Source organism: Cohaesibacter intestini, from assembly GCF_003324485.1.
Classification (GTDB): Bacteria; Pseudomonadota; Alphaproteobacteria; order Rhizobiales; family Cohaesibacteraceae; genus Cohaesibacter; species Cohaesibacter intestini.
In genome coordinates this window covers 824630-846053 of record NZ_QODK01000001.1, presented here as the reverse complement: position 1 = coordinate 846053, position 21424 = coordinate 824630, and the positions used below count along the sequence as shown (strand labels likewise).

The window sequence follows — 21424 nt, the reverse complement described above, 5'->3', positions numbered from 1 at the left end:
CATCCGGGCGACAACGCTTTCAGGCACTTGAAGGATGGGCGGCTTTCTTGCTTTGACGGTGGCTTGTTAAGTTGATAAATCGGGTGCAACAAAGCACCTGATAGCACGCTTTAGCCGAATGGTTTTGGCGTTTTTGCCAACGACGTCTGTCATGGTCAGATTGGTACGGAACAGCTGATGACATGCATTCATTTTTCCTCGTCCCACGCGACCATAGCCTTGTTTCGGCAAACACCGGGATCGGACGGCTGCTGGAATGATTTGCAGGTCATTCTTGAGGATCCCGAACAGAAAGCAGACTGGCTCGTTGCCTATGATCGCCACAAGGCGCCGCTCAAAACGCGGGTGCCAAAAGCCCGCCGGGTGCTGGTGATCAGTGAACCGCCGGACTTTCAGGCCTATCCCGAGGCGTATCTGGACCAGTTCGGAATCGTGTTATCCCCCTATAATGTCAAGGGGTTCAAAGGCCTGACCCGGATCACGCAAACCGCCCTTCCCTGGTTCTACGGGATGGATATCGGTGCCGGTGGATCCTTGCATGTCAGCAAGGACTGGCAAGCCTTGTCGCAACCGGTCCGCACCCTTGAAGACCGAAGTTTGGAGCTCACTGCCATTTGCTCCACCAAAAGTCAGACCAAAAATCAGGTGCGCCGATTGCGCTTTCTGCGCCTGTTGAAGGTCGCGTTGGGGGAGCGATTAACAATCTTCGGGCGCGGCTTCCAACCCCTTGAAGACAAGGCGGAAGTCATCGAAAATTCTCGATATCATCTGGCTTTGGAAAACAATCTTCTGCCCCATGGCTGGACGGAGAAAACGGCTGATACCCTGCTCGGCGGCGCATTTCTCATTCATGGTGGCTCGCCGGCCATTGCGGATGATTTCGACAAGGATGGCCTGCTGTGGATTGATCTGACCCGTCCACGTGAATCCGTTGAGCGAATCCGTCAATGCCTTGATCAGGGCCGAGCTGGGAACGAGCGGGCGGCCATCGCCATGCAGGCCAACAAGGATCGGTTGATGCATGAGCATAATCTCTTTGCCGTGCTGGACAAATTGGTTATAGATCTGTCTCCAGAGCTGGCAGACATTCCTCTGTTGGAAAGACCCGAGCCGATTCGCTGGATCAAGGCCTCGCGTCTGTCACGCCTGCTGAAAGTGCCGCGCGCTGCAAAAAGGCTGCTGTGGCACATGGAAATCACCCTGTTCGAGCGGAAGTGAACGAGACCGCCCACAGGCGACGGCGCAAAAGGTAGCTGATGAAAGCCATTCAAGTAACACCGCACAATGTTGACCAGTTTCTCTGTGTCCGTATTTTCGGTGGCCTGGGCAATCAAATGTTCCAATATGCAGCGGCTTTTGCGCAAGCCCGGCGGCTTGACCGCAAGTTGCTGCTTCATGTGGTCGATTCCAACCGCCTTGATCACACCACGTTCGGTCTGGCCAACTTCGCCCTTGAAGCGGATCTCTGGGACTGTGATGCGGCTAAAGCGTCCGGCTTGAAACGTCTGTTCTCTCGATCAAAAAACAAACATGGAGACAATTGGCCCGGCACCCATTTTCGACATTTCAGCCTGACCACAAACGAGGCGATCCATGCAGTTAAGGCGGGGTGTTATCTCAACGGATATTTCCAGTCTGAAGATTATTTCGATAGCGAAATAGATGGCGTGCGACAACAGTTTTCCTTGTCCCATCTGATCGATGATTTGGCCAAAGACAGTGTGAAAACGGTGTCGCGTCGCGGTTCCGTGTCCGTTCATATCCGTCGGGGCGATTATCTCTATGATCCCAAGGTGCTGAAAATCCACGGCATCATGGAAGACAACTATTACAATGGTGCCCGTGCATTGATGGAAAAGATGGTGCCCGATTGTCATTTCTGCATTTTCAGCGATGATATCGAAGCCGCCGATGCCCTCACCAAGGACTGGTCTAACCGCACCTTGATGCCCGAAGCCGACCGGATGCATGATCTGGCCTTGATGAGTCAATGCAATCACCATATCATCGCCAATTCCTCTTTCAGCTGGTGGGGTGCCTGGCTGAATCCCAAATTGCATAAGCAGGTGATTGCGCCCCGCCGATGGTTCACGCGCGACCATATGCAATCAACCTATATCGATGACATCTGTCCCCAGGGCTGGATCTTGATCTAACAAGGACGGTTATGAGATTTCTAGTAATAAATTTGGACCGGGACGCTGATCGGTTGCGCTATATGTTTGAAGAATTGCATAAGCGCGGCTTCAAGCCCGAGCGGATTTCAGCCTTTCTTGGAACGTCCATCCCCGATGATCTCAAACCCCACTTTCTCACTGAAAATGGCGACATTGACAGCGCCATGAACAAAGGCGAGATTGGCTGTTATGCGAGCCATCTATATGCCATGCAGCAAATTTTGGCGCAGGAAGAGGATGAACCCGTCTGCATCATGGAAGATGATCTTCATTTTGACTCCAGCTTTGCACATCTGCCCCAAATCGTCACCGAGTTACCAGAGGATTGGGAAATTCTGCGCATTTCTAATCCTGCCAAAGCCTATTACGACACCGTCAAGACATGGCAGGGTATCGGGGCTCTCGTGCGCTATTGGCGCGTTCCAAACACTGCCGGTGCCTATGTCATGAACAAAGCCGGGGCGCGGAAATTCCTAACCTATCAAATCTTGCGTAAACGCCCAATCGATGAAGATATGCGCCGTCCGTGGGAACATGGAATGGAGAGTTACGGCATCCTGCCCTCTCCAATTACCAACAACATCTTTGACTCTTCCATTGACGCTATCGGCGGCGATCGCTCACTGCCAGCCCGCAAACGCTTCGCCGACGCGGGCAATCATTATGGGCAGGAATGGCGTTATCGGGTGCGGACATTCGGTTTGTTCGGCTGTCTCAAGGCGATGCTTGCGACCCTATTGTTCAAGACACGCTACAAAAAACGCTCTCGCCACTGACGAGCATTCGCGCGGAGGCCCGGCTATGATCGATCGGCTGCGAAAACTTCCCACCATTAAGTATTAACAAAGCGTAAATCGGCTTCGACTCTGGGCGCGATTCCGTTGACTCTGCCTCGACTCTGCACGCAAAGTTATCGCTCTTGTCACCCGGTTCGATGACTCTGGTGCTGCAAATAGTGAATGGTTTCAGTGCGAGAAAGACTCTGGTCTCTGCGTCTTTTGCTTCTCTCCCATCTGTGAAGACTCTGTGGATAATAAAAGTTAACAAGCCCTAAACAGAGAATCTGGTTTCATCTGCAAAGTATAAAGATAAAATTTTTCCGATAGCGAAAGAATTTCATTAAACTAATGATATATCCTTACATCGGCATTAGGCCGCACTGGAAAAGTGTGGTTTCATTGAGTCGCAATTTCTATTTTTTTGATATTCGAGATTTTGATCATGCGTTACCAACCTGCCTATATTTATCCGGGAACCAAGGGAATTGAACGCCAACCGATCAAGGAACCGGCCCGCTGGCGTTTACAGCGGCCACAGCTGTCGGTGGATCAACGCGGATCGGTTCGTCTGTTGCGTTTCTTCCTCGTCGTGGTCGGCTTTGCCTTGTTTGTGGTCGGTCTTGCGCATTTCTCCACGGCCTTCACGGCTCAGAATTGGAAGCAGGTAACAGCAGTTGTCATGAAGTCCGACGTGGTTCGGATGACCTATGAGGATGGTACGCCGGTCTTCACGGCCGATATCCAGTATCAATACTTGTATGATGGCACGCTCTATACCGGCCAGCGCCTGTCAGTCCGGCCAATCCGATCTCACTCGCCCGGCGAAGTAAAGCATCAGATTGCGGCCTATTCCGTGGGGCGCACGGTTTTGGCCCATGTCAATCCGGACCGCCCGGAAAAGGCTTTCTTGAAAACCAATCCGGACAGCTATCTCTATGCTCTTGTCATCCCCGGCTTGCTGATGATTTTGCTCAGTGTTGCCATCGGGCAGGTCATCTACATGCACGCCCTGCGCAAGCAGCGCGAGGCATGGCGCTATGGGGAATTCAAGGGTTTGCGCACCAGCGCTGCCTGACGATCTCGCCCGACCTGTTCAAGGTGCAAAGACACATTCGGTCATTCGCCATCGCGAAGCTGACCAACGTCAGCGCTTGGACAACCATTGGCCACGCTGAACTGACGGAATGTGTCGAGGCCAGATCATCATTGGATATGAAAGATTCCGATTTTTGCTTCGGAACCGAAATAATCGTTAGATCGCTGGCTGATCCCTACAGCGCCGCTGCAATCTCGTCGACGATCTGGCGGGCCATTGATGGACGGTCAGCCGCATTGAGCACCGGACGCCCAACCACCAGATAATCAGCACCCGCTGCAATGGCCTTGCCCGGCGTCATCACCCGCTTCTGGTCGCCAACATCGCTGCCACTCGGGCGGATGCCCGGGGTTACGATCGACACATTCGGGCCGACAATGGTGCGCATGGCCGTGGCTTCCTGTGCTGAACAGACGATGCCGTCCATGCCTGCTTCTCTGGCATCCTTGGCGCGCATGGCAACCAGTTCCTCTGCACGCATCCGATAGCCTGCCTCGAGCAGATCCTGATCATCCATAGAGGTCAGTACGGTGACACCGAGCAGTTTGAGATCCGAGCTGCCCCGCCCCGCGACAGCGGCCCGCATCGCCTTGGGATAGGCATGAACGGTCAGAAAGGTTGCGCCCATGCGGCTGATCGAGTCCACGCCCTTCTCGACCGTATTGTCGATATCGAGCAATTTCAGATCCATGAAGATCTGCTTGCCTTCTGCTATGAGGTCATGGGCCAGCGCAAAGCCACCTGCATAACCCAACTGATAGCCGATCTTGTAGAAGGAGACTGTGTCCCCCAGATCATCGACAACCCGGCGGGCGTCATCAAGCGTGGGCACATCAAGGGGTACGATCAGGCGGTCGCGGGCGCTGATGGACATGGGAAGATCTCCGTAGCTGACAGATTTGGGATAATTGGCAAGAGCCTTATCACCCAAATCTGGTCCGGTCCATAGCTGTGTAGGTGAATAGATGGCCGACGATGGTCTATCCGAGTGGCTTCAGGCGTTGCGCTGTCTGGATCAGTTTATGGGCACAGCCCTCAAGGAAGGCGCTTTGTCGATCCTCTTTCAGATCGCCCTTGTCGTCAAAGGCCGAGCCCGCATTGCCGACACTCACCTGTTCCGGAATCACGATGGCCCCCAAGGCCACGAGGATCTGGCGGAAATGAGCCAGAGAACGCATACCACCCATCTGGCCGGGTGAGGCCGCGCCAATGGCAAAGACCGGCGTCCGATAGGGATGGCGACCTTCAGCCGGCACACGCGAGACCCAGTCGATGGTATTTTTCATCAAGGGTGTCACAGAGCCATTATATTCCGGGCTGGCAATGAAGATACCGTCATGGTCGGCCATCAATTTGGCCAGTTTCACCGCATTGTCCGGCAGGCCCTTTTCTTTTTCATCATCGGCATTGAATAGCGGCAGCGGATAGTCAGTCAGATTCAGATATGTGACATCCATTTCCATCAGGCTGAGTTTTTTGGCCATGACACCCGCCAGAGCCTGATTGAAACTACCGGACCGCGTCGACCCAGCAAAACAGAGAATACGCGTCTTTTGCATAACCCATCCTGTATATTGAAGAAGAAAGAGGAGAAATCGTCGCAAACAGACCTATTGCAGCGGTCTGCGATACACCCAGACACGGGCGGGCGGCAGGTTGCCAATGACCCAGTTGCTGGTCTCGATGGTGAAATTGCCCTCCCCGACTGGCACCGGCGGAACCAGGGCATAGGAAAACTGGATGAAGGGGCAGCCCGGTGCCAACGCATCAAGGCACATATCGATCAGTCTGCTGCGCATGGCCTTCGGCTTGGTGAAGAGGGGCAGGCTCGAGACCACCGCTGCCAGAGGCTCGTTGATGTGAGTCTGCCGGATTGTTTGAAAGTCATAGGCATCCCCCTGCATCACCGTCGCGCCAGCAAAGCGGTCGCGCAGAATGTCGACAAAGTCGGTGGAATATTCCACCGCCAGCACCCTGTTTGGCTCAACACCGCGCCCAAGGACCGCTTGTGTGACAACGCCCGTCCCGGGCCCCAGCTCCACCACCAGACCCGGTTTGGCCGGATCGATGAAGGAGGCCATGCGCCGCGCCAAAGCCGGGCTGGACGGCGCCACTGCGCCGGTTTTCAGCGGATTGTCGAACCATTGCCGCAAGAAACGGATTTCATCCGGGATCTTGGTGATCAAGGGACGGTTACGCAATTTCTTGAGCATTGGATTCTCCGGCAAAATCCAAGCCTGACATTCGACAGGCTTGAGGAGTAGACACTGTGACCCGTGCCAGATGGCGCGAGAGAATAAATGAGGGAACATACGTAATCAATATATTGTCAAATGATGCGCGATGAAAGACATCACATCAAGAAAAGAAACAAATCAAGCCCGGTAAAGGCTTGTAGTCCCGACATCAATCCGGCTGTGCCATCAGCATTCGGCGACAGCATGATCCGCTTTGATGGTGTTTTTAAGTCAGCGGATGCAAAAAAGGGGTGCTGATCCAACACCCCTTTTCAACATCGATTGGCAGACTGTCATCTATTCGCCGATGCGTTCGAAGAAATCCTTCACCTTGGCGAAAAAGCCGTCGCTGCCTGGATGATTGTCTGCATGCGCCAGTTCGTCAAACTCCATGATCAGTTCCTTCTGGCGTTTGGTGAGCTTGCGCGGCGTTTCCACATCGACCTGAATATACATGTCGCCATATTGCGCACTGCGCAGAACCGGCATGCCCTTGCCACGCAGACGGAACTGTTTGCCCGTCTGGGTGCCTTCGGGCACATTCACCCGCGTCTTGCCACCATCCACGGTCGGGACCTCGAACTGGCCACCCAAAATGGCGGTCGACATCGAAATCGGCACGCGGCAGAAAATGTCTGCCCCATCCCGCTGGAACAGGTCATGCGGTTTCTGGGTAAGGAAGATGTATAGATCGCCCGGAGGGCCACCCCGGACCCCGGCTTCCCCTTCGCCGGACAGGCGAATGCGGGTGCCGTCTTCGATACCAGACGGAATGTTGACCGACAAGGTGCGGTTTTCCATCGTCCGACCCGAACCGTGACAGCTCTCACATGGATCCTCGATCACCTCGCCACGGCCATGACAACTTGGACAAGTCCGCTCGACGGTGAAAAAGCCCTGTGTGGCCCGAACCTTGCCGATACCACCACAGGTGCGACAGGGTTTCGGGCTCGTGCCTGCCTTGGCACCGGAGCCTGAACAGGTGGTACAGGTGACAGAAGTCGGCACTTCGATTTCGGCGGTTTTGCCGTGGAAGGCCTCTTCCAGCGTGATTTCCATATTGTAACGCAGGTCAGCCCCACGCTCGCGACCGCGGGACCGACGGCCACCGCCGCCCATCATGTCGCCGAAAATATCCTCGAAGATATCGGACATGGAGGACCCGAAGTCGGATCCGAAGCCCTGCCCCATGCCGCCTTGTTCAAAGGCTGCATGACCATAGCGGTCATAGGCGGCGCGCTTTTCGGCATCCTTGAGAATTTCGTAAGCTTCATTGATTTCCTTGAAGCGGGCTTCGGCCTCCGGGTCGTCCGGATTGCGGTCAGGGTGAAATTGCATCGCTTTCTTGCGAAAGGCGCTTTTCAACTCCTTGTCGTCAGCCCCACGGGAGACCCCGAGCAATTCGTAATAATCGGCTTTGGACATCCGTTCCACTTTCTAACTCGTCTTGGTCTACGGCCAATCAACGGTCTGATCTGGCGTTTCCAGTGCAAGATATGCATTGATGTTGATGGCTTTTTCGACGCGATAGCCGCGATCTAGGCACAGCGACAGAGCATCGGTCTTCTGATCTCGGCCCACCTCGATCAAAATCTTTTTGGGCCACAAGGACTTTGGTGCCGCATCGAAGAAAGGCTCCAGCGCCTCAAATTCGTGTCCCTCGATGTCGATTTTCATCACATCGATATGGTCGATCCCATGCGCTTTGACAAGGTCCGACAGCGGCCGCATTGGCAATTCAATGCAAGGGTTGGTTTCTGCGTCGCACGCCACATGGGCTTCACCACGGTTGGAAACCGAACTGACAAACCGCACAATGCCCTCTTCTCGCCCGATGGCAAAGGGGGCGATGGTCACGTCCCGTGCATCAGAGGCATCAAGGTTGAACGCCAGGCGCTTCTGGTTCACCGGATCCGGCTCGATCGCCAGTCCGACGAAGGGCTTGCCCAGCGCCAGCGCCTCGTCACGGGCAAACAGGCTGTAAAGCCCGATATTGGCGCCGCAATCGAGAAAGACGAAAGGCGCCTCACGTGCGACAGATGCGGCTATGTCAGCAGCAATGGCCGCCCGCTCCCCTTGATCCCATGAAGACAGCCCGACAAAGGCCCGCTTTTCACACCGATTGCTCTTGGGATAAAGGCGCAATTTCTGCGAACGGAAGACCGGTACATCATAAGGCGATGAGGTCAGCAGATAGAGCAGCTTGCGGGTGATAGACGCAAGGCGTCGATCAAACAGGCCCGCACCACGCGCATTGGCTATGGCCCGAAGGTGGGCGAGGGACGCAGGCAACGCATGGCTGCCATAGACATCTTCGGAATCTGTCGGAATGTTCATTTGCCCGCCCAACTGCACTGGTTTCACAACAAAACCCGAAGTGTGGCATCACTCCGGGTTCTCAACACGATGAGGCAGCACCCGATGAGTGCTGCCTTTTGTCTTGTAACGACCCGGCCTTAGGACTTTTTCTCGTCATCGTCGCGGACTTCTTCGAAGTCGGCATCGACGATGTCATCATCCTTGGCAGCATCGCGTGCAGCATCTGCGGCGGCTTGGGCTTCCTCATCGGACTGCTGTGCCGCATACATGGCTTCACCAAGCTTCATGGAAGCATTGGTCAACTCTTCGGTCTTGGCTTTGATCGCTTCAAGATCGTCACCTTCCAGAGCGGTCTTCAGCTCGCCAATCGCTGCCTCGATGGCAGATTTGTCGGCATCTGATACCTTGTCGCCAAAGTCAGCAACGCTCTTCTCGGCCGAGTGCACCAAGGCTTCGCCGTGATTCTTGGCTTCCACCATTTCCTTGCGCACCTTATCGGCTTCGGCATTGGCTTCGGCATCCTTGACCATCTTTTCGATCTCGTCGTCGGAAAGACCGCCAGAGGCCTTGATGGAGATTTTCTGCTCCTTGCCGGTGCCCTTGTCGAGCGCGGAGACATTGACGATGCCGTTGGCGTCGATGTCAAAGGTCACCTCGATCTGCGGCACACCGCGTGGGGCTGGCGGGATGCCAACCAGATCGAACTGGCCAAGCATCTTGTTGTCGGCAGCCATTTCACGCTCGCCCTGGAAAACCCGGATCGTCACGGCGCTCTGATTGTCATCAGCGGTCGAGAAGACCTGACCCTTCTTGGTCGGGATGGTGGTGTTGCGGTCGATCAGACGGGTGAAGACACCGCCAAGGGTTTCGATACCCAGAGACAGCGGGGTCACGTCGAGCAACAGCACGTCTTTCACGTCGCCCTGCAGAACGCCAGCCTGAATGGCCGCACCCATGGCAACCACTTCATCCGGGTTCACACCCTTATGAGGCTCTTTGCCAAAGAACTGCTTGACCGATTCCTGCACCTTCGGCATGCGGGTCATACCGCCAACCAGCACGACTTCGTCGATTTCGGAGGCGTTGAGGCCAGCATCTTTCAAGGCGGCTTCACAAGGCTTGATGGTGCGTTTGACCAGATCGTCAACCAGCGCTTCGAACTTTGCACGGGTCAGCTTCAGGGTCAGGTGTTTCGGACCAGAGGCATCTGCGGTGATGTAAGGCAGGTTGATCTCGGTCTGGGTGGAGGAAGACAGCTCGATCTTGGCTTTCTCGGAAGCTTCTTTCAGGCGCTGCAGAGCCAGCTTGTCATTTTTCAGATCAATGCCGCTGTCTTTCTTGAATTCCTGCACCAGATAGTCGACCAGACGCATGTCGAAATCTTCACCACCCAGGAAGGTATCGCCGTTGGTGGATTTCACTTCAAACACGCCGTCGCCAATTTCCAGAACGGACACGTCGAACGTGCCACCACCAAGGTCATAAACCGCGATGGTCTTGCCGTCATTCTTGTCCAGACCATAAGCCAGAGCGGCTGCGGTCGGCTCGTTGATGATGCGCAGCACTTCCATGCCAGCAATCTTGCCGGCATCTTTGGTAGCCTGACGCTGGGCATCGTTGAAGTAGGCAGGAACCGTGATAACGGCCTGCGTGACTGGGGTGCCGAGATAGTCTTCAGCGGTTTCCTTCATTTTCTGAAGGATCATCGCGGACACCTGAGAAGGAGAGTATTTACCACCCTCGACTTCCACCCAAGCGTCGCCATTGTCGCCTTTGACGATCTTGTAAGGGACCAGATCCATGTCCTTTTTAACGGCTGGGTCATCAAACCGACGACCGATCAGACGCTTGACCGCGAACAGGGTGTTCAGCGGATTGGTCACAGCCTGCCGTTTGGCTGGCTGGCCGGCCAGACGCTCACCATCGTCGGTGAAACCGATCATCGACGGGGTGGTACGGGCGCCTTCGGCGTTCTCGATGACTTTTGGCTCTTTGCCATCCATAATGGACACGCAGGAGTTTGTGGTGCCCAAGTCAATACCAATGACTTTGCTCATTCTTGTTTCTCCTTATCGGCAGGTCGGTGAAACCCTTCAAAAGCGGTTTGTTTGCGCCGGTTGTCGGCCCGACCCCCTGAAGATGCGCGTTGCCGCGCGGGTTAGGTTCCATTCAATGGGACATATAGGGGCCACCCATGCATGGTGCAAGGCTGAAACCCTACCAGTTTGAACGCTTTTGCGACAAAATTCGAAAAGTTGGCACCCCTCATATAAGAGTGGAGCGGCAAAATAAAGGGGGTGTTTCGGGTTAAATCGGGGTTAAGATGAAAAATTCCCCACAAGAGGCCTCAATTGACCCGCCCAAAGCAAGGCGAAGGGCCGTGTAAATCGTCTTAGCATAGCGGTTTTTATCCGCTAGACTGATGCAAGCGGTTTTTCTGACTGAAGCAAACACAGACCCTGAAAAATACGATCGGGCCGCACCGACTTTGCCGTTCGTCATGGGGGACAAGGGGAGAAAAGACATGATCAACAGACATTGGATGCCGATTGCCGTGATTGCAGCCTTGCTGCTCACTGTTGGCCAACTGGGCATCAGCGTAGCCTCGGCACAGCAAATTTACACGCCAGAAAGAGGCAGTGTGGAGCGCAAGGCGGTGCTCAACGCGATTCGCCCGCTGCTGGAAGCCCGCCTTGGCGCACCGGTTGAATTCGTGGTCAACCGGATGAATGTCTATGGCGACTGGGCCTGGCTGGTGGTTGAACCGCAACGGCCCGGTGGCGCAGCCATTGCCACAAACGGTCCGCAATTCAAAATGTGGAGCGATCAGGACGGCCTGACCACGTATGCGCTGCTCCGACAGGCCTATGGCCAATGGAACCTGATTGACTATGCCATCGGGCCGACCGATGTCTTCTGGGACGGCGATCCGCTCTATGCACAATTCCCCAGAGCCTTTACCTTTGCGGAGTGAGACCATCAGCCGATTGTCCGGCAGCCGACCTCTGACCGCTGCCGGATTTTCGAACAAAATGGGCAGCATAATGGATCCCGCAGGCCCCTTTCTGCGTTAGAGGGCTGGGGGATGTCGTCGCGAACAATGGCAACGGGCAGGGCGGACAGCAACATGAGGCGGATCATTCCAAGGCAAAAAGGACCAGAAAATGCGATTGTTGAGTGCTCATCTCGCACCCGAAATACAAAAGGCTCTGCTTGAAGATATTCGTGCAATCGTGGCCAAAGCCCCGCTTTTCACCCCGACCATGCCGCGCTGGGGCAAACCTTTGTCGGTGCGCATGTCCAACTGCGGCCCGTTGGGCTGGCTATCGGACAAATCGGGCTATCGCTATGAGCCGGTCCATCCAGTCACCGGTCAGCCTTGGCCTGCAATCCCTGATCGCTTGATGCAGCTCTGGCAGGATCTGACCGGCTACCCGCTGCCGCCTGAAGCCTGTTTGATCAATTATTATCGTCCGGACGCCAAAATGGGCCTCCATGTCGACAATGACGAAGAGGATTTCGATGCACCGATCCTGTCTGTCTCGCTCGGCGATGATGCCCGCTTTCGCCTTGGTGGCAGGGAACGCAAGGATCCAACCCAGAGCTTCCTGCTCCAGTCCGGTGACGTGTTGCTGCTCGAAGGCGAAGACCGCCTCGCCTATCATGGGGTCGACAAGATCTATCCCGGCACCTCGACTTTGCTCAAAGAGCCGGGCCGGATCAATTTGACCATGCGGCGGGTGACAAAGGCCGGAAGTGACACGAGACCGGAAGGAGCCAGCCGTGACTGAGCCGAACAACAGCGTCCATGCTTTCCTCAATACCGGTAGCGGCACCTTTCGCACCGCCGATCTCGACGCCGTCAAGGATCATATCCAGCAGGCCTTGGCTGATCACTATGATGCAGTGACCTTCCATGTGGGAGACGGCAAGGCGTTGATCGACGACATGGAGAAAACCGCCCGCAGCGAAGATTTTGCGGTCCTGTTGGCCGGTGGGGGCGATGGCACCGTGTCGGCGGCAGCTGAATTTGCCTGGAAGCATGACAAGATCCTTGCGGTCATTCCAGGCGGCACGATGAATCTGTTTGCCCGTTCGTTGGCCATGCCGCTTGATCTCGATGCTGCCATCGATGCTTTGGGGCACAGCCAAATGCGCGCCTATGACATCGCAACCGCCAACGGTCGTCCCTTTGTCCATCAAATGTCGATTGGTCTGCACCCACGGATGATTCGCAAGCGTGATCGTCTGACCTATGGCTCGCGCTTTGGCAAAATGGCCGCCAGCCTGAAAGCTTTTTGGAGGACCATCGCCCGCATGCCGCTCTATCAGTTGACCCTCTCAATCGACGGCACACCGGAAACCTGCAAACTGAGTGCCCTGTCCATTTCCAACAATCTGTTCGGTGGCACCACACCGCCCTTTGCCGAGCAGCCCGATGGTGGGCGGCTCGGTGTCTATATGGTTGGCCGGATGAACCGCCAAAAGGCACTGAAACTGGGCGCTGATCTGTTGCTAGGGCAAACCCACGACAATCCCGACCTCACAATCAGGGCTGCCAGGAAGGTCGAGATTTCAATGACAAGCCGCAAGAAACCGGCCAAATGCGTTCAGGATGGCGAATTGCTGCCCTTGGAAGACAAGGTAACGATTGAGCTTCACCCCAAAAGCCTCAGGGTCTTGAGTGCGAAAACGGACTGAACCGGGCCGCACCAATGCCATTCACTTTCGATCCTTGACGCTTTCCATCACCACAAAGGTTGATGTGTGCGACACATGGGGCAGGGCGGAGATTTTCTCTCCCAGCACCTTGCGATAGTTCGACATGTCACGGGTGCGGATTTTCAGAAGATAGTCGAAATTCGACGCGATCATGTGGCATTGCTCGATTTCCCTGATATGGCGCACCGCCTCGTTGAAGGCATTGAGCGCGTCCGATCGTGTATCGCTGAGGGAGACCTGCACAAAAGCGATATGCCCTTCGCCAAGCTTTTCCGGGTCAAGCATCGCGCCATAGCCACGGATATAGCCCTTCTCCTCCAGCTTGCGCATCCTGAGCTGGCAAGGGGTCTTTGATAGACCGACCTTTTTTGCAAGGTCAGTGATCGTGATCCGCCCGTCGTCGGCCAGAACGTCGAGAATTTTGCGATCAAGATTGTCCAAATTGTCCATAATTGTCAAAATTTCTAGGCATTGAATGAAGTCTATGGACCAAAAATAAGAGAATCTGGCTAAATTTGCAAATCATTCAGTCAGTTCGCCTAGGCATTTTCCGCTATTCTGAAGCCATCTTCCAAGCAATCACATCGCTTCGCGGTCCCGACATTCTTCGCCTGAAACAGAGCGAAAATCAAAGCAAAAGCAAGATCGAGCCGCCGAGCCAAGCCGTCCAAGGAGGTCCACATGGATCAACAGAACAGCGAGCGGGCACAGGATCTGACTGACCGCATGACCAGCCTTCGCACCATCATCCGCGATCATTATCTGGCCGATGAGGCGCAAAATGTCCGTCGTCTGATGCAGGAAGCTGATCTCGACGAGTATCTCTGCGCCCGGGCCAGCAAACGCGCCGCCGATCTGGTCCGGACCATCCGTACCAGCACCGCGCCGACCATGATGGAAAGCTTTCTGGCCCAATATGGCCTGTCGACCAAAGAGGGCATTGCCCTGATGTGTCTGGCCGAAGCCCTGCTGCGGGTGCCGGACCCGGACACCATCGATGCGCTGATTTCCGACAAGATTGCCCCCAGTGAATGGGGCGTGCATCTGGGCAAATCGGCCTCCTCGCTGGTCAATGCCTCCACCTGGGGCCTGATGTTGACCGGCAAGCTGCTCAAAACCGATGAAGAAAAAGGGCTGGCCACGACGCTCCATTCGATGGTCAAACGGATGGGCGAACCCGTGGTGCGGACCGCTGTGGCGCAGGCGATGAAGGAACTGGGGCGCCAGTTCGTGCTTGGAACCACCATCGAAAAGGCCACCAACCGTGCGGAGGGTATGCAAAAGAAGGGCTATGTCTATTCCTACGACATGCTTGGCGAATCGGCCCGCACCGAAGCGGATGCGATGCGCTATCACATTGCCTATTCTGATGCGATCACAGCGCTGGCCAAGCATTGCAAGTCCGATGACACGATGAAGAATCCGGGTATCTCGGTCAAATTGTCGGCGCTCCATTCCCGCTATGAGATGGGCAAGAAGGATAGGGTGCTCAAAGAGTTGACCTCCCGTACCCTGTCGCTCGCCCTGCTGGCCAAGTCTGCCAATATGGGCTTCAACATCGATGCGGAGGAAATGGACCGCCTCGATCTGTCCCTTGATGTCATCGAAAAAGTCTTTTCTGATCCGGCGCTGGCTGGCTGGGATGGCTTTGGTGTCGTGGTCCAGAGCTATGGCCACCGCGCATCCTTCGTTGTCGACTGGCTCTATGCCCTGACCCACAAGCTGGACCGCAAGATCACAGTGCGCCTCGTCAAGGGGGCCTATTGGGATGCCGAGGTCAAACGCGCCCAGGTGATGGGCCTTGAAAGCTTCCCGGTCTTTACCCGCAAGGTCAATTCCGATGTCTCCTATCTGTCCAATGCCCGCCGCTTGCTGGACATGACAGACCGGATCTACCCGCAATTTGCCTCGCACAATGCCCATTCGGTGGCTGCCATCCTCGAAATTGCCCAGACCATGGGCATCCGCAAGGACCGGTTCGAATTCCAGCGTCTGCATGGCATGGGGGAAAGCCTGTTCGAAACCCTGATGAAAACCGAATATGTCAATTGCCGCATTTATGCGCCGGTGGGTGCCCACGAAGATTTGCTGGCCTATCTGGTCCGCCGTCTGCTGGAAAATGGCGCCAACTCGTCCTTCGTCAACCAGATTGTCGATGAGAGCATCGCGCCGGAAGAAATCGCCAAGGATCCCTTCGCACAGGTGCGCAGCCTTGGCGATGCGATTGCCAATCCCTACATCACCAAGCCAAAAGACATTTTTGGTGCAAAACGCGTCAATAGCCAGGGGTGGGATCATACAGACCCGGTCACTATGGCCAAATTGGATGCGGAACGTGGTCGTTTCAAGACCCATCAATGGTCGGCAAAGCCAATGGTTGACGGATATGAAACCGCTTCCGAAATGAAACCGGTTTTCAACCCTGCCGACCCAAGTGACCAAATCGGTCTTGTCGCGCAAGCCTCCAGCGATGATGTCGAAGCGGCTCTTGCTGCCAGCCTCAAAGGGTTCGAGGACTGGTCACAGGTGCCGACCGCCGAGCGCGCTGCGATTCTGCGCAAGGTCGGTGATCTGTATGAAGCCCATGCTCCGGAATTTTTTGCACTTGCCAGCCGCGAAGCGGGAAAGACCATGCTTGATGCCATCGGCGAAGTGCGCGAGGCGGTCGATTTTGCCCGCTTCTATGCCAATGAAGCAGAGCGTCTGGAAGCCGAGGCCAAAAAGCAGGCGCGCGGAACCATCGCCTGCATCTCGCCCTGGAATTTCCCGCTCGCCATCTTCACTGGCCAGATTTTGGCGGCGCTCGCCGCTGGCAATGCGGTTTTGGCCAAGCCCGCAGGCCCAACCCCGCTGATCGCCGCCCGTGCCGTTGAATTGATGCATGAAGCAGGCGTGCCAAAAGCCGCTATGCAATTGCTGCCCGGCAGCGGCCGCACCGTCGGCACGCCAATCACCAGCGATCCGCGCATTGCCGGGGTTTGCTTCACCGGCTCCACCGGTGTTGCCCAGACCATCAACCGCGCCATGGCGGAACATGTTTCCCCGGACGCGCCCGTCATTGCCGAGACCGGGGGTCTCAATGCAATGATCGTTGATTCCACCGCCCTGCCGGAACAGGCCGTGCGCGATATCCTCGCCTCGAGCTTCCAGTCGGCCGGCCAGCGCTGCTCGGCCTTGCGCATGCTTTATGTGCAGGAGGACATTTATGAACGAGTGATCGAGATGCTCAAGGGCGCAATGGCTGAACTGGCTTTGGGCAATCCATGGGACTGGGCGACCGATATCGGCCCGGTGATTGATCAGGCCGCCAAGGGCAAGATCGACGCCCATTGTGAGAAAATGCGTGCCGCTGGCAAGCTGATCAAGCAGTTGAATGTGCCGGAGAGCGGCATTTTCTGCGCGCCGACGATCATTCAGCTCTCTGGTATTGAAGAGTTGGAGGAGGAAATTTTCGGTCCCGTCCTTCATGTGGCCTCCTTTGCCGCACGCAATGTGCACAAGGTGGTTGAGACCATCAATGCCAAGGGCTTTGGCCTGACCTTTGGACTTCACACCCGGATGGACAATCGGGTGCAGGACATTGTTGACCGGATCAAGGTCGGCAACATCTATGTCAATCGCAACCAGATCGGCGCCATTGTTGGCTCGCAGCCCTTCGGTGGCGAAGGCCTGTCTGGAACCGGCCCGAAAGCCGGTGGCCCTCACTATGTCAATCGCTTCTATCAGGGGGCTGCCCCGGCAACCGGCACGATGAGTGGCGAGCAAATCGCCACTGTCGAGCTGCAATATGCGATCCATGAGCTGCAGACCGAGCACGAGCTGCGCACCCATTGGGCGGCCAATGCCTTCCGCTACGCCGCGCTGAAAGGCGTTTGCGACATGCCGGTTGAGTTTGACGCTCATATGGGAGAGTCGCTCGAACCGCAGGAAATGCCCGGACCGACCGGGGAGTCCAACCGGCTGACTTTTGCACCGCGCGGTATTGCGCTGGTGATCGGGGGCGATGATACCGAAACCCTGAAAATGACAGTGGCTGCGCTGGTTGGTGGCTGTGCGGTGGTGCTGGTCGCGCCGGGCGCCAAGGCCCTTGCGGAACAACTCAAGCCATCAGGGGCGCCGATTGTCGGTTTCGATGGTCATGTCGATGTCGAAACAATGTCCCATCTGGACTCGATTGATGCCATCGCCTGTTGCTTTGAAGCTGACATCAAACGGGCCCTCCGCATTGAAATTGCCAAACGTGACGGGGTTTTGATGCCACTGATTGTCGAAGCCGATCCGGCCCGTTTCATCCTCGAGCGACATCTCTGCATCGACACGACGGCATCCGGTGGCAACGCGCAACTGTTGGCAGCGGCTGAAGGGCGCGTGAAATAAAGCAATAAATTCAACATGATGAAATAGGGCAAGAAAAACTTGGAAAAGTTTTTCTTGCCCTTTGTCGTTTCTCTGGCATTCTGGAGCGGTATCACTGCCCAAACCACGTCTTGGATCATGATGTGATAAATGGAAAAAGCCCACCTGCAAGAAAAGCCAATCCGGGCACCAAGCCATGCACATTTCCAAAGTCAGACAGAGTCGAGGTTCCACATGTCGCGAAAGCTACCGCCCTTCAGCGCCGTCAAGGCCTTCGAAGCTGCAGCCCGTCATGGTTCCTTTGCGCGCGCAGCGCTGGAACTGGATGTCACTTCGACCGCCATCAGTCAGCATGTCAAGGGCTTGGAGACGTGGCTGGGAGAGGTCCTGTTCGTTCGTCGGGCCAACAAGGTGAAACTGACGGACGCTGGCGAGCGTTATCTGCCAGACGTGACCCGCCTGCTCGATCAGCTTGCGACGCTGATGCCACCCAAACAAAGCGACGTCCCACTTGTCTCTCTCACCATTGCCTTGCCGCCCGCCTTGCTCGATGGCTGGCTGTTGCCCAGCCTGCAGGACTTTTATCAACTCAATCCACAGGTGGAAATCATTCCTCGCGCAGAATCAAGGCGTGGTGGCAGCCAGAATATGGGCGCGCTCGATTTCCTGATTACCAACCGAGAGGCAAAAGACGGCGACCTTCTCAGCGAACCTCTGTATGATGATGCGATCCTGCCGGTCTGCTCTCAGCAATATCGGGATCTGTTGGGTCTTCAGGATCCCCATAACTGGAAATCGGTGACCTTGTTGCATGACAGCCATTGCGAAGCCGATTGGCAGGTCTGGGCTGAGGCGAGAGCGAGCCTTTCTCTCGATTGGCATGCGGGCCTCAAATATCCCAATCAATGGCTCGCGCTCGAAGCCGCCAGACAGGGCAGGGGTGTCTTTATGGCCCATGCTGCCCTGACGCATGCCGCGCTGGCAGACGGAAGCCTTGTTGCATTGGATAGCACGCCTCTTGCCACCGGCCAAACAATGCGACTGGTGCGCCAACGTGGCCATATCAGCCCGGCGGCCATTCAGTTCCGATCCTGGATTATTACAGCGCTTGGCAGATCGTAAAACCGCAACAAGATGCCCATTACGTAAACGATAGATTTCATCAGGGCAAAAAAAAGGAGACCTGTTGGAGGTCTCCTTATAGGCGTGATCCATGGGTATGGTGCCAGCAGAGGAACGTCGAGGGGAGGAGAGAGACGCACTGGCGAACCCGAACCACAAGGTTGAGTCCACTTTAGTCTCAGACCGAACGCCTCTCTTTGACTAAAATCATTGGAACCATCCAAAAAAGACCCGCAAGGTGCGACGAAACGGCGCACTTTCACCTTTGATCGAGATATTCTCCCGACAGAATCCCATTGATGTGAAAAAGCCGCTGCCGCTTACGAGAGCGGCAACGGCTTTGGGTTCTTCTATGCGGTAATATCAGACGCTTTTGTCGAGACCTTCGCCTGATGCATCGTCTGTTGACTCTTCATCCGCAGCTGGGGACACGAATTTCGGCCCCCCCTTGGCCACGCCGACCATCGCCGGACGCAGAACGCGGGTGCCGATCACATAACCGGCCTGAACCACCTGAACCACGGAATTGTTCGGCACATCCGGGTTCGGCACTTCAAACATCGCCTGATGATAATTGGGATCGAATTTCTCGCCTTCCGGGTTCAGCTTTTTGACACCATGCTTTTCCAGTGTCTTGAGCATTTCCCGCTCGGTCATCGCCGTGCCATCGAGCAAAGCTTTCAGTGCACCCTCGGCGGCAACGCGATCTTCATCGGCAACGGCTTCCTGACCGCGACGCAGATTGTCAGCAACGGCAAGCATATCACGCGCAAAGCTGGCGACCGAAAACTGCTTGGCATCGCGCACTTCCTTCTCGGTACGGCGGCGCAGATTTTCCATTTCGGCGACGGTGCGCAGAAGCTGATCTTTCATCTCGCCATGTTCTTTTTCCAACTCGGCAATCCGAAGCTCGGCTGCTTCCAGCGGATTGAGATAGGGCGCATCGGTTGCAGTCTCTTCAACCGGAGCCTCGGCAAGCGGATCCTCGACAGTTTCAGAGTTTTGCTTTTCTTCAGACATCAATTGGCCTCGCTTTTGGAACGAGTGCGCATGCGGGTGAGGCATATCACCGTAACGCGCACCAAACATCCTCAGGTCTTTTGGTTTGCACCCGATATCAGGCTTTTCAGCAGAAAATCAAGTAGTGCAGGGCAAAGAGATGCAAAAGCCGCGGATATTTCAAGGCGATTCACACCCCAAAGCACATGCAGTGGCCTTCTGGACTATTTTGACGTCAAAAAACGGGGGACCTTAGGCACCGGTCACGATTCAGGGTTTCTCCGACAACATGCTGGTCAAGACCCGAGCGGTATAATCGACCATTGGCACGATGCGGGCATAGTTCAACCGCGTTGGACCAATCACGCCAAGAATGCCGACAATATTCTGCTCACTATCCCGATAGGGCGAGACAATGACCGACGAGCCGGACAGGGAGAAAAGCTTGTTTTCCGATCCGATATAGATCCGGACCCCGTCCCCTTGATCGGCCAGTTGCAACAACTGCACCAGATCTTTTTTGGTCTCCAGATCATCAAACAGATGCCGGATCCGCTCAAGATCTTCCCGCGCGGTGACATGCTCCAACAAATTGGACCGCCCGCGAACAATCAGGCTCTGTGGCTGGTCCGTGTTGGCCCCGGCCCATGTGGCGAGCCCGGCTTCCACCAACTTGGCGGTCAGTTCGTCCAGTTCAGCCTGCAATGCATGGCGATGGGCCTCGATTTCGGTTTGCGCCGCCGTCAGCGTTTTGCCGCGAATATGGGCATTGAGAAAATTGCTGGCTTCCGTCAGGGCTGAGGCGGGGAGGCCCGAGGGCAGGTCGATCAGACGATTTTCGACCCGATCTTCCTCATCCACCAGCACGACCAAGGCCTTGGTCGCTTCCAGCCGGACAAATTCCACATGCTTGAGCCTCTTATCCTGCTTGGAGGTCAAAACAAGGCCCGCCCCTGATGACAGGCCCGACAGCATTTTGCTGGCTTTTGTCAGAAGATTGTCGACCCCGGCCTCATGATCCGGTGACGCGGTCATCTGACTTTCAATGCTGCGGCGCTCATCATTCGACAGATCGCCAAATTCCAGCATCGCATCAACAAAGAAGCGCAAGCCCATTTCGGTTGGTAACCGCCCGGCACTGGTATGGGGCGCATAAATCAAGCCCAGATGCTCCAGATCCGACATCACATTGCGCACCGAGGCAGGGGACAGGGATATCGGCAGGGCGCGTGAAATGCTGCGCGAACCGACCGGATCCCCGGTTTGCAGATAGGATTCGACAATGGTCCGGAAAATGTCCTTCAACCGGTCATCCATCCCGGTAAAGGGCGGAAAGCTGTTTATGCGATCGATCATCTGACACTCTCTGTCGATAACAGGCTCCGTGGTTTCGAAGCATCGTTCCATATTCTTATGCCCCAAAAACACGAAATGCTGCAAGCACCCCTTGTCTCAAGGCCCATGCACTTCTAGAAAGCTCTTCAGGCATGTGCAATGCACAAGATATAGATGTGACCGGACCGGAAACAATGGCCCATGTGGCCAACATCCCTTTCACCCTTGCGTGAGCGGGGGATCAGGCGTCCCGGCCATTCGACACAGCAAGCAGGAGACTTC

The 21424-nt window shown here is 55.6% G+C and carries 18 protein-coding genes; 9 read left to right on the top strand and 9 right to left on the bottom strand.

All coding sequences use genetic code 11. The features are described from left to right. Positions 1-177: 177 nt before the first annotated feature. The 4 genes from DSD30_RS03535 (at position 178) to DSD30_RS03520 (ending at position 4031) form a co-directional block, all read left to right on the top strand. Entirely contained in the window at positions 178-1218 is a 1041-nt protein-coding gene (locus DSD30_RS03535; RefSeq protein ID WP_114008187.1) for a hypothetical protein, read from the top strand. Positions 1219-1256: 38 nt separating this feature from the next. After that, the gene (locus DSD30_RS03530) at positions 1257-2156 is read left to right on the top strand and encodes an alpha-1,2-fucosyltransferase (RefSeq protein ID WP_114008186.1); all 900 of its coding nucleotides are present in this window, start codon (positions 1257-1259) and stop codon (positions 2154-2156) included. Positions 2157-2167: 11 nt separating this feature from the next. After that, complete coding sequence (locus DSD30_RS03525) at positions 2168-2953, top strand: glycosyltransferase family 25 protein (RefSeq protein ID WP_114008185.1); 786 nt, start codon at positions 2168-2170, stop codon at positions 2951-2953. A gap of 445 nt (positions 2954-3398) precedes the next feature. Beyond that, entirely contained in the window at positions 3399-4031 is a 633-nt protein-coding gene (locus DSD30_RS03520; RefSeq protein ID WP_138148236.1) for a DUF3592 domain-containing protein, read from the top strand. 196 nt (positions 4032-4227) lie between these two features. Here DSD30_RS03520 and pyrF read toward each other — a convergent pair whose 3' ends face one another. The 6 genes from pyrF to dnaK all read right to left on the bottom strand — a co-directional run bounded on the left by pyrF (position 4228) and on the right by dnaK (position 10665). Beyond that, positions 4228-4926 (bottom strand): orotidine-5'-phosphate decarboxylase, encoded by a 699-nt coding sequence (gene pyrF / locus DSD30_RS03515; RefSeq protein ID WP_114008183.1) that lies wholly within the window; start codon positions 4924-4926, stop codon positions 4228-4230. Positions 4927-5032: 106 nt separating this feature from the next. Further along, the gene (locus tag DSD30_RS03510) at positions 5033-5611 is read right to left on the bottom strand and encodes an NADPH-dependent FMN reductase (protein ID WP_114008182.1); all 579 of its coding nucleotides are present in this window, start codon (positions 5609-5611) and stop codon (positions 5033-5035) included. A gap of 51 nt (positions 5612-5662) precedes the next feature. Beyond that, positions 5663-6265, bottom strand: coding sequence for a class I SAM-dependent methyltransferase (locus DSD30_RS03505; RefSeq protein ID WP_114008181.1), 603 nt, complete (start codon positions 6263-6265; stop codon positions 5663-5665). Between the two features lie 321 nt (positions 6266-6586). Then, entirely contained in the window at positions 6587-7714 is a 1128-nt protein-coding gene (dnaJ, locus tag DSD30_RS03500; RefSeq protein WP_114008180.1) for a molecular chaperone DnaJ, read from the bottom strand. 27 nt (positions 7715-7741) lie between these two features. Beyond that, entirely contained in the window at positions 7742-8626 is an 885-nt protein-coding gene (locus DSD30_RS03495; RefSeq protein WP_114008179.1) for an FkbM family methyltransferase, read from the bottom strand. Positions 8627-8745: 119 nt separating this feature from the next. Continuing rightward, positions 8746-10665, bottom strand: coding sequence for a molecular chaperone DnaK (gene dnaK, locus DSD30_RS03490; RefSeq protein WP_114008178.1), 1920 nt, complete (start codon positions 10663-10665; stop codon positions 8746-8748). A gap of 467 nt (positions 10666-11132) precedes the next feature. Here dnaK and DSD30_RS03485 point away from each other — a divergent pair, with 467 nt between their 5' ends. From DSD30_RS03485 to DSD30_RS03475, 3 genes are all read left to right on the top strand, one after another. Then, entirely contained in the window at positions 11133-11582 is a 450-nt protein-coding gene (locus tag DSD30_RS03485) for a hypothetical protein (RefSeq protein ID WP_157967547.1), read from the top strand. A 190-nt stretch (positions 11583-11772) separates the two neighbouring features. Beyond that, complete coding sequence (locus DSD30_RS03480) at positions 11773-12399, top strand: alpha-ketoglutarate-dependent dioxygenase AlkB (protein ID WP_114008176.1); 627 nt, start codon at positions 11773-11775, stop codon at positions 12397-12399. Continuing rightward, positions 12392-13309, top strand: a complete 918-nt coding sequence (locus DSD30_RS03475) for a diacylglycerol/lipid kinase family protein (protein WP_157967546.1) — start codon at positions 12392-12394, stop codon at positions 13307-13309. The genes DSD30_RS03480 and DSD30_RS03475 overlap by 8 nt, the downstream gene beginning before the upstream one ends. Positions 13310-13330: 21 nt before the next feature. Here the strand turns inward: DSD30_RS03475 and DSD30_RS03470 are convergent, their stop codons facing one another. Then, entirely contained in the window at positions 13331-13780 is a 450-nt protein-coding gene (locus DSD30_RS03470; protein ID WP_114008174.1) for an Lrp/AsnC family transcriptional regulator, read from the bottom strand. A gap of 231 nt (positions 13781-14011) precedes the next feature. Between DSD30_RS03470 and putA the strand changes: the two genes are divergently transcribed. Continuing rightward, the gene (gene putA, locus DSD30_RS03465; RefSeq protein WP_114008173.1) at positions 14012-17707 is read left to right on the top strand and encodes a bifunctional proline dehydrogenase/L-glutamate gamma-semialdehyde dehydrogenase PutA; all 3696 of its coding nucleotides are present in this window, start codon (positions 14012-14014) and stop codon (positions 17705-17707) included. A 213-nt stretch (positions 17708-17920) separates the two neighbouring features. Further along, positions 17921-18808 (top strand): LysR substrate-binding domain-containing protein, encoded by an 888-nt coding sequence (locus tag DSD30_RS03460; protein ID WP_198662805.1) that lies wholly within the window; start codon positions 17921-17923, stop codon positions 18806-18808. Positions 18809-19171: 363 nt separating this feature from the next. On the opposite strand, the gene grpE is transcribed toward DSD30_RS03460, so the two are convergent. Together grpE and hrcA are read right to left on the bottom strand one after the other, a co-directional pair. Further along, positions 19172-19828, bottom strand: coding sequence for a nucleotide exchange factor GrpE (gene grpE / locus DSD30_RS03455; RefSeq protein WP_114008171.1), 657 nt, complete (start codon positions 19826-19828; stop codon positions 19172-19174). A gap of 249 nt (positions 19829-20077) precedes the next feature. After that, entirely contained in the window at positions 20078-21163 is a 1086-nt protein-coding gene (hrcA, locus tag DSD30_RS03450; protein WP_245418341.1) for a heat-inducible transcriptional repressor HrcA, read from the bottom strand. Positions 21164-21424: the final 261 nt, after the last annotated feature.